The organism is Enterobacter sp. 301B, assembly GCF_003850715.1.
Taxonomy (GTDB): Bacteria; Pseudomonadota; Gammaproteobacteria; order Enterobacterales; family Enterobacteriaceae; genus Enterobacter; species Enterobacter intestinihominis.
In genome coordinates, this window is record NZ_PQTC01000002.1 from 270,633 (window position 1) to 283,099 (window position 12,467).

Annotated in this window: 10 protein-coding genes; 6 read left to right on the forward strand and 4 right to left on the reverse strand. The window is 56.5% G+C overall.

Annotated elements, in window-relative coordinates:
• Positions 1–39 precede the first annotated feature (39 nt).
• From celB to C3451_RS03685, 3 genes are read left to right on the forward strand one after another with little or no spacing between them, the layout of a single operon-like run.
• On the forward strand, positions 40–1,359 hold the full coding sequence (celB, locus tag C3451_RS03675; RefSeq protein ID WP_045621469.1) for a PTS cellobiose transporter subunit IIC: 1,320 nt from the start codon (positions 40–42) through the stop codon (positions 1,357–1,359).
• Positions 1,360–1,362: 3 nt separating this feature from the next.
• A complete protein-coding gene (locus C3451_RS03680) occupies positions 1,363–2,319 on the forward strand; it encodes a N(4)-(beta-N-acetylglucosaminyl)-L-asparaginase (RefSeq protein WP_022648976.1) in 957 nt (318 codons plus the stop codon).
• Positions 2,319–3,737, forward strand: coding sequence for a leucyl aminopeptidase family protein (locus C3451_RS03685; protein WP_045621471.1), 1,419 nt, complete (start codon positions 2,319–2,321; stop codon positions 3,735–3,737). The genes C3451_RS03680 and C3451_RS03685 overlap by 1 nt, the downstream gene beginning before the upstream one ends.
• Before the next feature lie 76 nt (positions 3,738–3,813).
• On the opposite strand, the gene C3451_RS03690 is transcribed toward C3451_RS03685, so the two are convergent.
• From C3451_RS03690 to C3451_RS03705, 4 genes are all read right to left on the reverse strand, one after another.
• On the reverse strand, positions 3,814–4,515 hold the full coding sequence (locus tag C3451_RS03690; RefSeq protein ID WP_211482948.1) for a DnaA inactivator Hda: 702 nt from the start codon (positions 4,513–4,515) through the stop codon (positions 3,814–3,816).
• A gap of 97 nt (positions 4,516–4,612) precedes the next feature.
• Entirely contained in the window at positions 4,613–5,902 is a 1,290-nt protein-coding gene (gene uraA, locus C3451_RS03695; protein ID WP_022648978.1) for a uracil permease, read from the reverse strand.
• Positions 5,903–5,984: 82 nt separating this feature from the next.
• The gene (upp, locus tag C3451_RS03700; RefSeq protein WP_022648979.1) at positions 5,985–6,611 is read right to left on the reverse strand and encodes a uracil phosphoribosyltransferase; all 627 of its coding nucleotides are present in this window, start codon (positions 6,609–6,611) and stop codon (positions 5,985–5,987) included.
• Between the two features lie 217 nt (positions 6,612–6,828).
• Positions 6,829–8,259: a 6-phospho-beta-glucosidase gene (locus C3451_RS03705; RefSeq protein WP_045621473.1), complete on the reverse strand. Its 1,431-nt coding sequence runs from the start codon at positions 8,257–8,259 to the stop codon at positions 6,829–6,831.
• Positions 8,260–8,525: 266 nt separating this feature from the next.
• On the opposite strand from C3451_RS03705, the gene purM reads away from it, so the two are divergent.
• The 3 genes from purM to ppk1 all read left to right on the forward strand — a co-directional run bounded on the left by purM (position 8,526) and on the right by ppk1 (position 12,466).
• Positions 8,526–9,563 (forward strand): phosphoribosylformylglycinamidine cyclo-ligase, encoded by a 1,038-nt coding sequence (gene purM, locus C3451_RS03710; protein ID WP_032623797.1) that lies wholly within the window; start codon positions 8,526–8,528, stop codon positions 9,561–9,563.
• Positions 9,560–10,201: a phosphoribosylglycinamide formyltransferase gene (gene purN, locus C3451_RS03715; RefSeq protein WP_023300681.1), complete on the forward strand. Its 642-nt coding sequence runs from the start codon at positions 9,560–9,562 to the stop codon at positions 10,199–10,201. The genes purM and purN overlap by 4 nt, the downstream gene beginning before the upstream one ends.
• A 204-nt stretch (positions 10,202–10,405) precedes the next feature.
• Complete coding sequence (gene ppk1 / locus C3451_RS03720) at positions 10,406–12,466, forward strand: polyphosphate kinase 1 (RefSeq protein ID WP_006811494.1); 2,061 nt, start codon at positions 10,406–10,408, stop codon at positions 12,464–12,466.
• Position 12,467: the final 1 nt, after the last annotated feature.

The following is a 12,467-nucleotide window of genomic DNA, read 5'->3' on the forward strand; positions in this document are numbered from 1 at the left end:
AACATAAACAACACCTCTCAATCTTGTACGGAGTTCACAATGAACAATGTTCTGGGATTTCTTGAAGCAAAACTGATGCCGCTGGCGGCGAAAACGGCCCAGCAGCGTCATCTTGGGGCCATTCGTGGGGCCTACGTTTCATTCATGCCGTTTATCATCGTCGGCTCCATCCTGCTGGTGATCTCCTCCTTCCCGAATCAGGCCTATCAGCAGTTTATGTCTCAGGTCTTTGGTGAGAGCTGGAGTGCGATTATAGAGATTCCATTCAACGCGGTATTCTCAACCATGTCGCTGTTTATCAGCTTCCTGGTGGCCTACCGCCTGGCTGAGCACTATGGCGAGGACCGCATCTCCTGCGGCATCCTGGCGCTGGTCGCCTTCCTGATCCTGACGCCCTTTATCAAAGTGGCGGAAAACGGCGGCATTACCGTGATGCCGGTGGAGTGGATTGGCAGCAAAGGGTTGTTTGTGGCGATGATCGGTTCCCTGCTGTGGACGGAACTGTTCTGCTGGCTGAAGCGCAAAAAGCTGGTCATCAAAATGCCGGACGGGGTACCTCCGGCGGTGCAGGAGTCGTTCGCGGCGCTGATCCCGGCCCTGCTGGTGATGATTCTGGTGCTTATTATCCGCATCATATTTGAAAACACCCACTACCACACCATCCACCAGTTTATTTATGAAGTGGTTGCCACCCCGGTGCGCCACTACGGCACCTCTTATTTCGGTGCGCTGATGACCGTATTCAGTATCACCATTCTGTGGTCAGTGGGCATTAACTCCGGTTCGATGATCAACGGCATTATTCGCCCGCTGTGGATGGAAAACCAGACCGACAACATCGCCGCGATCCAGGCGGGAACGACGCCGCCGCACATCATCACCGAACAGTTTTTTGACATGATCTGGATGGGCGGCGCGGGCGCCACGCTGTCGCTGGTGATAGCGATGCTGATTTTCGCCCGCAGCAAAAACATGCGAGAGGTGGCGCGCCTCGGCGCAGGAGCCTCAGTGTTTAACATCAACGAACCGATCCTGTTTGGCCTGCCGGTGATCATGAACCCGATCATGCTCATCCCGTTTAATCTGGTGCCGCTGGTGCTGGTCACCGTGCAGTATGCGGCGATGAAAATTGGCGCGGTCGCCGTCACCACCGGGGTGTTTATTCCCTGGACCCTGCCGCCGGTTATCAGCGGCTTTATCGTCACCGGGCACCTGAGCGGCAGCGTGATGCAGCTGATCAACCTGCTGATTGGCGCCATGCTGTACCTGCCTTTCATGCGTATCGTGGATAAACAGTACCGCGCCGCGGAGCTGACTATTGCTACGCAACCCGACACCACCCTTGCAAAACAGGAGTAAAGCATGTGGGGAATTATCGCAACCTGGCGAATGGCACTTGAAGGGGTAACGGAATCCGCGTCTGCCCTGGCGGCGGGAAAACCGGTCGCTTCGGCGGTGGTCGATGCCGTCGCTGCCGTGGAAGACTTTCCGCTGTATAAATCCGTCGGCTACGGTGGCCTGCCGACCGAAAACGGCGAGGTGGAGCTGGACGCGGCCTATATGGACGGCGACACGCTGGCGTTCGGCGCCGTGGGGAATCTGGTGGATATCGCCAACCCGGTGCGCGTGGCGCACGCGCTCAGCCGTCAACGCTATAACAGCCTGCTGGTCGGCCAGGGCGCGCGCGAATGGGCGCTGAGCCAGGGCTTTGCCGACAAAACTATGCTCACGGATCGCGCCATGCAGCACTACCGCAAGCGCTGCCGCGAAACGCTGGATAAGGGGTTAAGCCCCTACGACGGACATGACACCGTCGGCATCATTGGCCTTGATAAACAGGGTTCGATGAGCGTCGCCACCTCCACCAGTGGCCTGTTTATGAAAAAACGTGGTCGCCTCGGTGACTCACCCATCATCGGCTCCGGCTTTTACTGCGACAGCGAAACCGGCGCGGCCACCGCCACAGGCGTCGGTGAAGACCTGATGAAGGGCTGTACCAGCTACGAAATCGTTCGCCGGATGGCGCAAGGGATGACGCCGCAGCAGGCGGCGGATTCAGTCGTATTCGAACTGGAAGACAAGCTGATGTCGCGCTTCGGTCGAGCGGGCGATCTCTCCGTGGTGTGCATGAACAACCAGGGCGAATTTGGCGCCGCGACTAACATAAAAACCTTCTCGTTCGTGGTGGCGACGGCTCGCCAGCCCCTCACCGTTTTTCGTACTGAACGCCTGCGGGAGAAAACGCACTATCACGCGGTAGATGAGGAGTGGATGCAGGCCTATGCCGCACGGATCCGCGCGCCGATTGAGGAATCATGATGATCACTTACCAGTTTATCAACGCGCTTTCAGACGCGAAGCCGAACAGCCATTTGATTGCGCGCGCTGACAGTTCCCTGTTACCGGAAAGCGCTCTTGTCGCTGAAATGCGCCAGCAGAGCACCGTCGCGGACGCGCGCTTTGGCTGCGCGCCGTTTGCGCGCATTACTCTGTTGCCGGACACGATCTGGCATGACGCCCTGACCGAAGGGTTGCTCACCGCCCTGCGACCGTTGCTTACCGCCCCCGCCAGCGCCGAACTCGTGCTGGACGTGACGGATATCGACGATGTGGTGCTGGCGCAGGTGCTGCGTTTTCTCTTTAATCAGGCGCACAGGCTCAGTGACCTGAAGCTGAAGAAGACGGACGAAGCGGTGCGTCTTACCTGCATCACTGCCCTCTGCCTGCCGGAACAGCAGGCGAAGCTGGAGACGACCTTCCGCCAGCAGCAGGCCATTGCGCTCGGCATGATCGCGGCGCGACGTCTGGCGGATATGCCATCCGACCGCTGCACGCCGCAGTTTGTGGTGGAAGAGGCGCAAAAACTGTGTGCCGCCAGCCCTGCCCTGCGCTGCGAGGTGCTGAACGAAAAAGATATTGCTGAGCAGGGTCTTGGACTGCTGCACGCCGTTGGCAAAGGGGCGACCTGCCCGCCGCGTCTGCTGGCTATTCATTATGATGGTGCCAACGACGGCCCGATGCGCTGCTACGTGGGAAAAGGCATTACCTTTGACACCGGCGGCCTGTGGCTGAAGGAAGGCGCGGGCATGTACACCATGAAATATGACATGTGCGGCGCGGCCAACGTACTGGGGCTGATGCTGACCGTTGCGGAGCTGAAATTACCCGTGCGCATCATGGGCGTGCTGGCGCTGGCGGAAAACGCCATCGGCCCCGACGCCATGCAGCCCGGCACGGTGGCAACAGCCTGTAACGGAACCACCGTTGAAATCAATAATACCGATGCCGAGGGCCGGCTGGTGCTGGCTGACGCCATTGCCTGGGCCAGCCAGCGGTACCCGCAGGCCCGCTACATCATTGATATGGCGACTTTGACGGGCGCAGTGGTGAAAGCGCTGGGGTATGAGCTGAGCGGGCTGATGACCCAGGATGAACCGCTGCGCGCCGCGTTGACGCAGGCAGGAAAACGGAGCGGTGACGAGGTGTGGTCTCTGCCGCTGGACGCACGGCTGAAAAAGCAGACCGACAGCGCGATTGCCGATCTGTGCAACACACCGACTAACAATGCGGCGATAAGCGCCTCGGCGGCGTGGCTGCTGCATCACTTCTGTCCGCCGGCGATCCCATGGGCACATCTGGATATCAGCGGGACGGCGCTGTGGCGTGAGAACGGCAGAAGCATGGCGTCGGGAAGACCGATTCCGCTGCTGGTTGAGCACCTGATGGGGGATCTTTAGCCCGGTGGCGCTGCGCTTACCGGGCCTACGGGTGCCATATGTAGGCCGGGTAAGGCGCAGCCGCCACCCGGCATAACTACAGCTTAAGAATATCTTTCACAAACGGAATGGTCAGCTTGCGCTGGGCGGTGATGGAGGCGCGATCGAGCTGATCGAGCGTATCAAAGAGCGTGCGCATCTCCCGATCCAGACGCTTGAGCAGGAAGCGGCCTACGTCTTCCGGCAGTTCAAATCCGCGCAGTCTGGCGCGCAACTGAAGTGCCTGGAGTTTGTCTTCATCCGACAGCGGTTGCAGCTTGTAGATTTGCCCCCAGTCCAGACGAGACGCCAGATCCGGCAGCCCCAGATTGAGCTGACGCGGCGGACGATCGCCGGTGATCAGCAGCCGGGTTTTGCCCGACTCCAGAATGCGGTTGTAGAGGTTAAAGATCGCCATTTCCCACGGCTCGTCTCCCGCCACGCATTCAATATTATCGATGCAGACCAGGGAGAGATGTTCCATGCCCTCCAGCACTTCAGGCACAAACCAGGTGCGTTTATCCAGCGGCACATAGCCTACCGCGTCACCGCGCGCCGAAAGTTCCGCACAGGCGGCATGCAGCAGGTGGCTGCGTCCCGCGCCTTCGCGTGACCAGATATAGATATATCCGCTGTGTTCCTGGCGCAGCACGTTTTGCAGTGCAGCCAGTAAAGAGGGGTTATCACCCGGCCAGAAACTCGCGAAAGTTTCGTCGTCAGGGAGATAAAGTGGCAGAGAGAGCTGTGCCGGTCCGTTCAGAAATACCTCAACCAGAGATCTTACATAAAATCGGAATGGAGTTTAACACGGAACCAGCAAGGAGAGAACCGGGCGGATCGTCCGCCCGGTTAAAGGATCAATGTGGTGCTTTTTCGCTATCGTCAGCGTCCAGGATTTCTTCTTCCGGACGAATGACCGAGATCAGCTTGAAAATCAGGCTCAGGCCCACGCCGACGATGGTCGCCAGCGCCATACCCTTCAGCTCTGCCGCGCCGATGTGCACCTTCGCGCCGCTTACGCCGATGATCAGGATAACGGAGGTCAGGATCAGGTTCTGCGCCTTGCTGTAATCCACTTTGGATTCAATCAGCACGCGAATACCGGACGCACCGATCACCCCGTAAAGCAGCAGGGAAACGCCGCCCATCACCGGAACCGGGATAATCTGGATCGCCGCCGCCAGTTTGCCGACGCAGGAGAGCAGAATAGCGATGATCGCCGCGCCGCCGATAACCCAGGTGCTGTAGACGCGGGTGATCGCCATTACGCCGATGTTCTCCCCGTAAGTGGTGTTAGGCGTGGAGCCGAAGAAACCGGAGATGATGGTGGAGAAACCGTTGGCAAACATGGAGCGATGCAGGCCCGGGTCGCGGATCAGGTCACGCTTCACGATGTTCGCCGTCACCACCAGGTGGCCAACGTGCTCAGCAATCACCACCAGTGCAGCAGGCAGAATGGTGAAGATAGCAAACCATTCGAAGCGTGGGGTGTAGAAGGTCGGCAGCGCGAACCAGTGTGCCTCGGCAATCGGTGTGGTATCCACAACGCCCATCACGAAGGAGAGCGCGTAACCCGCCAGCACGCCGATCAGGATCGGGATAATCGCCATAAAGCCGCGGAACAGGACGGAACCGAAAACCGTCACGCCCAGCGTCACCAGCGAAATAATAATGGTTTTAGAATCCGGTGACTGACCGTCCGCAGGCAGCAGGCCAGCCATGTTAGCCGCCACACCCGCCAGTTCCAGGCCGATGACAGCAACGATTGCCCCCATTGCCGCAGGCGGGAACATCACGTCCAGCCAGCCGGTACCCGCTTTCTTCACGATGAAGGAGACCAGGCAGAACAGCACGCCGCACATGATAAAGCCGCCCAGCGCGACCTCGTAACCCAGCGGCAGCAACAGCAGTACCGGGGAGATAAACGCGAAGCTCGACCCGAGATAGGCCGGGATTTTGCCTTTACAGATGAAGAGGTAAAGCAGCGTACCGATGCCGTTAAACAGCAGCACGGTAGCCGGGTTAATGTGAAACAGGATTGGCACCAGCACGGTTGCGCCAAACATGGCGAACAGGTGCTGCAAACTAAGCGGGATTGTCTGTAAAAGCGGCGGTCTTTCACTCACCCCGATAGCACGGCGCGTCATAGTGTTTTCCTCTGAGTGTCATTGTTGGTTTTTATTCAAAAAAAAGCCGACTATCAAAGTCGGCTTCTTTATCGTTATTCGATTATTTAGTCCCAAAAATCTTATCGCCGGCATCGCCGAGCCCCGGGATGATGTACCCGTGCTCGTTCAGTCCCTGGTCGACAGACGCGGTATAGAGTTCAACGTCCGGGTGCGCTTTTTCCAGCGCCGCGATACCTTCCGGCGCCGCGACCAGCACCAGCACTTTGATGCTGCTGCAGCCTGCTTGTTTCAGCAGGTCAATGGTGGCGATCATCGAACCACCGGTCGCCAGCATCGGGTCAACTACCAGCGCCATACGCTCATCAATGTTAGAGACCAGCTTCTGGAAGTATGGGACCGGCTCAAGCGTCTCTTCGTTACGGTAGATACCCACCACGCTGATACGCGCGCTTGGGACGTGCTCCAGCACGCCTTCCATCATGCCCAGACCCGCACGCAGGATTGGCACAACGGTAATTTTTTTACCTTTGATCTGTTCAACCTGCACCGGGCCGTTCCAGCCTTCGATGGTCACTTTTTCCGTTTCCAGATCAGAGGTCGCTTCGTAGGTCAGCAGGCTACCCACTTCAGAAGCCAGTTCGCGAAAACGCTTCGTGCTGATGTCATGCTCACGCATCAGGCCCAACTTGTGTTTAACGAGTGGGTGTTTCACTTCCACAATCTTCATTCTCTTTCTCCTCTGAGGTGGCATCCGCAAAAAAATCGCGGGATTATACCGCTTTTTTCGGATTGCGCCATACCCATGTTGCTTGATGTACATCAATCAAAAACAAAAAAGCCGGAGGCTGGGCTCCGGTTTGGGTGCGGGGTCTTGCCCGGTGGCGCTGCGCTTACGCGGGCCTACGTGTAGTGTAGGTCGGGTAAGCGTTAGCGCCACCCGACAATTACAAGTTATCGCCGTTGCTCGCAATCACCTGCTTATACCAGTCGAACGATTTCTTCTTGCTGCGGTTCAGCGTGCCGTTACCTTCGTTATCTTTATCGACAAAGATAAAACCGTAGCGTTTCTTCATCTCGCCAGTGCCGGCAGAGACCAGGTCGATACAGCCCCACGGGGTATAGCCCATCAGATCCACGCCGTCTTCCACCACCGCTTTTTTCATCTCGCGGATGTGGGCGGAAAGGTAGTCGATGCGGTACTGGTCGTTCACCGTGCCGTCGCTCTCCAGCACGTCGATCGCGCCAAAGCCGTTTTCCACAATAAACAGCGGCAGCTGATAGTGATCCCAAAACCAATTCAGAGAGTAGCGCAGCCCGACAGGATCGATCTGCCAGCCCCAGTCCGATTTCTGCACGTACGGGTTAGAAACCAGGCTCTTGCTCTCGTCATAATCCAGCGTCGGATTATCCGCCGTCGCTTTGGTGGCGAACGACATATAGTAGCTGAACCCGATGTAATCCACGCAGCCCTGCGTCAGCGCCACTTTATCTTCTTCGGTGATATCCAGCGCGAAGCCGCGACGTTCAAAGTAGTTGAGCAGATGCTGCGGATACTTGCCGCGCACGTGAACGTCGGTGAACCAGTAGCGGCGATGCATGGCGTTCATCGCCATCATCATGTCGTCCGGGGCACAGGTCAGCGGATAGATGGGGCACATGGCAATCATGCAGCCGATGTGCAGTGATGGGTTGATCTTGCGCCCCGCTTTCACCGCCAGGGCGCTGGCCACCAGCTCATAGTGCGCCGCCTGGAACATCACCGGCTCGCGATTTTCTCCCGGCGCATATTTCAGCCCGGAGTTGGTAAACGGCGCAAAGTCTTCATGAAAGTTGGCCTGGTTATTGATCTCGTTAAAGGTCATCCAGTACTTCACTTTATGCTGATAGCGCTCAAAAACGACCTTCGCGAAGCGGACAAAGAAGTCGATCAGCTTACGGTTACGCCAGCCGCCGTATTCCGTTACGAGGTGGAAAGGCATCTCGAAGTGGGAAAGCGTGATCACCGGCTCGATGCCGTGCTTCAGGCACTCGTCGAAAAGATCGTCATAGAATTTGAGTCCCGCTTCGTTCGGCTCCAGCTCGTCGCCTTTCGGGAAGATACGCGTCCAGGCAATGGAGGTGCGGAAGCATTTGAACCCCATCTCGGCAAAGAGTTTGATGTCTTCTTTATAGCGGTGGTAAAAGTCGATGGCTTCGTGGTTTGGGTAATTTTTCCCCTCCAGCACGCCGTTGGTGATTTCACGCGGTACCCCGTGGGCGCCTGCCGTCATGACATCGGCAACGCTCACGCCCTTGCCGCCCTCTTTCCAGCCGCCTTCAAGCTGGTGCGCCGCAACGGCCCCACCCCACAGAAAACCTGCTTTAAATCCTGACATTCGCTTTCCCTCATTCTGCGTTATTGTCTGCAAAAACAGTTACAGAAACCGGTTTCATTTTGATGATGTGCAAAGGGGATAGCCGTTGCAAGCAGATCGCCGAAACCGGTTTCATTTTCGTGAACGGAGTCAAGTTTGTTGCCCTGGACAGTCCGCACAGAAAAAAAGATCCCCGCGCCGAGAATAGGCTCGCAAACGTTTGCCTGGACTGTTAGAATTGCGCCGATTTTTCTTACTAGCTATGCAATCGCGTGGGGATTTAAGCCGTGACCAACAAAACTTCTCTCAGCTACAAAGATGCCGGTGTTGATATTGACGCAGGTAATGCGCTGGTTGACCGAATCAAAGGTGTGGTGAAAAAAACCCGCCGCCCGGAAGTGATGGGTGGCCTGGGTGGATTCGGCGCACTGTGCGCGCTGCCGCAAAAATATCGTGAACCTGTGCTGGTCTCGGGTACGGATGGTGTCGGTACAAAACTGCGCCTGGCGATGGATCTTAAGCGTCACGATACGATTGGTATTGATCTGGTGGCGATGTGCGTCAACGACCTGGTGGTACAGGGCGCTGAGCCGCTGTTCTTCCTGGATTACTACGCGACCGGCAAGCTGGATGTGGATACCGCAGCCAGCGTCATTAACGGTATCGCCGAAGGCTGTCTGCAATCCGGCTGTGCGCTGGTCGGCGGTGAAACCGCTGAAATGCCAGGCATGTATCACGGTGAAGATTATGACGTCGCAGGCTTCTGCGTCGGTGTGGTAGAAAAATCAGAAATTATCGACGGCAGCAAAGTGGCTGACGGCGATGTGCTGGTTGCGCTGGCCTCCAGCGGTCCGCACTCCAACGGCTACTCTCTGGTGCGTAAGATCCTCGAAGTGAGCGGTTGCGACCCGCTGACCACCGAGCTGGACGGCAAACCGCTGGCCGATCACCTGCTGGCCCCGACCCGTATCTACGTCAAAAACGTGCTGGAGCTGATTGAGAACGTTGACGTGCACGCCATCGCTCACCTTACCGGCGGCGGCTTCTGGGAAAACATTCCGCGCGTGCTGCCGGACAATACCCAGGCGGTGATCGACGCCTCCTCATGGCAGTGGCCGCCCGTCTTCAACTGGCTGCAATCCGCAGGCAACGTGAGCGAGCATGAAATGTACCGCACCTTTAACTGCGGCGTGGGCATGGTTATCGCCCTGCCCGCCAGCGAAGCGGATAAAGCGGTTAAGCTGCTGACAGAAAAAGGTGAAAACGCGTGGAAAATCGGTACGATTAAAGCTTCCGATTCCGAACAGCGTGTGGTCATTGAATGAAAAACATCGTGGTGCTCATTTCCGGCAACGGAAGCAATTTGCAGGCAATTATAGACGCCTGCAAACAGAAGAAAATCAATGGCACCATTCGGGCAGTATTCAGCAACAAGGCCGATGCGTTCGGCCTTGAGCGCGCGCGGGAAGCGAACATTCCTGCGCACGCGCTGGAAGCCAGCCAGTTCGCCGGGCGTGAAGCCTTTGACCGTGAGCTGGTGCAGGAGATTGACGCCTACGCGCCTGACGTGGTGGTGCTGGCGGGCTACATGCGTATCCTGAGCCCGGCCTTCGTCGCGCATTACAACGGACGTTTGCTGAATATCCACCCTTCTCTTCTGCCGAAATATCCTGGCCTGCATACCCATCGTCAGGTGCTGGAGAACGGCGATGAGGAGCATGGTACCTCCGTGCATTTCGTTACCGACGAGCTGGACGGCGGTCCGGTCATTTTGCAGGCAAAAGTACCGGTCTTTGACGGTGACAACGAAGACGACGTGACGGAACGTGTACAGGCTCAGGAACACGCCATTTATCCGCTGGTGGTAAGCTGGTTTGTTGACGGCCGTCTTGAGATGCGCGACGGTGCCGCCTGGCTGGACGGCGTGAAGTTGCCCCCGCAGGGTCATGCGGCTGAAGAGTAGTTTGTTCTGTCGGGTGGCGCTGCGCTTACCCGACCTACATATTGCATTACCCGATATTCCCTTCTCCAACCCCCTAAAATCCCCAACAAAAAAAATAACTGTCATACTTTTCTGGCACTGTTGGACATATCGTGGAAATGCTCGCCATAATAAGGACGAGACGGATTTACCACGTCCTGTGATTGAACTGGAGTGTGAGCTGTAATGGGTCAGGAAAAGTTATATATCGAGAAAGAGCTAAGCTGGTTAGCATTCAACGAACGTGTACTTCAGGAAGCGGCCGATAAAAGTAACCCGCTGATTGAGCGTATGCGTTTTTTAGGCATCTATTCCAACAATCTGGATGAGTTCTACAAGGTTCGCTTCGCCGAACTGAAACGCCGAATCATCATCAGCGAAGAACAGGGCTTAAACTCCCACTCGCGGCATCTGCTTGGAAAAATCCAGTCTCGCGTCATGAAAGCCGATCAGGAATTTGATGGCCTCTATAACGAGCTGCTGCTGGAAATGGCACGCAACCAAATCTTCCTGATCAACGAACGCCAGCTCTCCGCGAATCAGCAAAACTGGCTGCGCCACTATTTCAAACACTATCTGCGCCAGCATATCACCCCGATTCTGATCAACCGTGAAACCGATCTGGTGCAGTTCCTGAAAGATGATTACACCTATCTGGCGGTAGAAATCATTCGTGGTGAGACCATTAACTACGCGCTGCTGGAAATACCGTCTGATAAAGTCCCGCGCTTTGTAAATCTGCCGCCGGAAACCCCGCGCCGACGTAAGCCGATGATCCTGCTGGATAACATTCTGCGCTACTGTCTGGACGATATCTTCAAAGGTTTCTTCGATTACGACGCGCTCAACGCCTACTCGATGAAGATGACCCGTGACGCCGAGTACGATCTGGTGCATGAGATGGAGGCCAGCCTGATGGAGCTGATGTCTTCCAGCCTCAAGCAGCGCCTGACGGCAGAGCCGGTGCGTTTTGTCTATCAGCGCGATATGCCGGACGCGATGGTGGAGATGCTGCGCGATAAACTGACCATCTCCCGCTACGACTCCATAATCCCAGGTGGGCGTTACCACAACTTTAAAGATTTCATTGGCTTCCCGAACGTCGGCAAAGCCAATCTGGTAAACAAACCGCTGCCGCGCCTGCGCCATATCTGGTTCGATAAATTCCGCAACGGGTTCGATGCCATCCGCGAGCGGGATGTGCTGCTCTACTATCCGTATCACACCTTTGAACACGTGCTGGAATTGCTGCGTCAGGCCTCGTTCGATCCGAACGTGCTGGCGATTAAAATCAACATTTATCGCGTGGCGAAAGATTCCCGCATCATCGATGCGATGATCCACGCAGCGCACAACGGCAAGAAAGTGACCGTGGTGGTTGAGCTCCAGGCTCGCTTCGACGAAGAGGCCAACATCCACTGGGCGCGCCGACTGACGGAAGCGGGCGTGCACGTCATCTTCTCCGCGCCGGGGCTGAAAATTCACGCCAAGTTGTTCCTGATCTCCCGTAAAGAGGGCGACGATGTGGTGCGCTACGCCCATATCGGTACCGGGAACTTTAACGAGAAAACCGCGCGTATTTACACCGACTATTCGCTGCTGACTGCCGATGCCCGCATCACCAACGAAGTGCGTCGGGTGTTCAACTTCATTGAGAACCCGTACCGCCCGGTGAGCTTCGATTATCTGCTGGTGTCACCGCAGAACTCACGGCGCCTGCTGTACGATATGATCGACAAAGAGATTGCCAATGCGCAGAACGGCTTGTCGTCCGGCATCACGCTGAAGCTCAACAATCTGGTGGACAAAGGCCTGGTGGATCGCCTGTATGCGGCCTCCAGCTCCGGCGTTCCGGTAAATCTGCTCATTCGCGGCATGTGCTCGCTCATTCCGGAACTGGAAGGCATCAGCGACAACATCCGCGTGATCAGCATTGTGGATCGCTATCTTGAACACGATCGCGTCTATATTTTCGATAACGCCGGTGATAAGCGCGTATACCTCTCGTCCGCCGACTGGATGACGCGTAACATTGATTACCGTATTGAAGTGGCGGCACCGCTGCTGGATCCTCGCCTGAAGCAGCGTATCCTGGACATTATCGAGATCCTGTTCAGCGATACGGTGAAAGCACGTTATATCGACAAAGAACTCAGTAATCGCTATGTACCGCGCGGCAATCGCCGTAAAGTGCGGTCGCAGCTGGCGATTTACGATTACATCAAATCACTTGAGCAACCCGATTAAC

What these genes read in the sequence shown, in the direction of transcription:
- celB (WP_045621469.1), top strand. Translation starts at nt 40, where the DNA reads ATGAACAATGTTCTGGGATTTCTTGAAGCAAAACTGATGCCGCTGGCG.
- C3451_RS03680 (WP_022648976.1), top strand. Translation starts at nt 1,363, where the DNA reads ATGTGGGGAATTATCGCAACCTGGCGAATGGCACTTGAAGGGGTAACG.
- C3451_RS03685 (WP_045621471.1), top strand. Translation starts at nt 2,319, where the DNA reads ATGATCACTTACCAGTTTATCAACGCGCTTTCAGACGCGAAGCCGAAC.
- uraA (WP_022648978.1), bottom strand. Translation starts at nt 5,902, where the DNA reads ATGACGCGCCGTGCTATCGGGGTGAGTGAAAGACCGCCGCTTTTACAG.
- upp (WP_022648979.1), bottom strand. Translation starts at nt 6,611, where the DNA reads ATGAAGATTGTGGAAGTGAAACACCCACTCGTTAAACACAAGTTGGGC.
- C3451_RS03705 (WP_045621473.1), bottom strand. Translation starts at nt 8,259, where the DNA reads ATGTCAGGATTTAAAGCAGGTTTTCTGTGGGGTGGGGCCGTTGCGGCG.
- purN (WP_023300681.1), top strand. Translation starts at nt 9,560, where the DNA reads ATGAAAAACATCGTGGTGCTCATTTCCGGCAACGGAAGCAATTTGCAG.
- ppk1 (WP_006811494.1), top strand. Translation starts at nt 10,406, where the DNA reads ATGGGTCAGGAAAAGTTATATATCGAGAAAGAGCTAAGCTGGTTAGCA.